The sequence below is a fragment of the Olleya sp. Ti.3.14 genome (assembly GCF_038154885.1).
Taxonomy (GTDB): domain Bacteria; phylum Bacteroidota; class Bacteroidia; order Flavobacteriales; family Flavobacteriaceae; genus Olleya.
Genome location: NZ_JBAKAO010000063.1, coordinates 1 through 293, shown reverse-complemented (window position 1 = coordinate 293; position 293 = coordinate 1). Strand labels below are relative to the sequence as shown.

1 protein-coding gene is annotated in these 293 nt (G+C 33.1%); it reads left to right on the top strand.

The genetic code is table 11. The annotated features are described in order from the left end of the window. Positions 1-24 precede the first annotated feature (24 nt). Positions 25-264 carry a hypothetical protein gene (locus V6251_RS15290; protein ID WP_341589016.1) on the top strand — a complete coding sequence of 80 codons (240 nt, stop codon included), beginning with the start codon at positions 25-27 and terminating at the stop codon, positions 262-264. Positions 265-293: the final 29 nt, after the last annotated feature.

The following is a 293-nucleotide window of genomic DNA, read 5'->3' as shown; positions in this document are numbered from 1 at the left end:
CAAAAAATAACGTCCTATTAAAAAATGAAATACCTAATCGCATTATCATTTATCGCATCTGTAGCAAGCATAATTTGTGGCTATTGCCTAGAAGTTGACTATGGACAAAAACTAATAGGCTTTGGTGTTTTAGGTTTGTTTTTCATAGTCATTCCGTTATTTACGTTCCACAGATGGAAAGACAGAGACGCCAAAGAATACATGTTAACTAAAGAAAAAATAGAAGACATGCGTAAAAAAGAAGGCGATAAAAGACGATTTTAATAATTTATTTGGGCATTACCCTTTTCCGC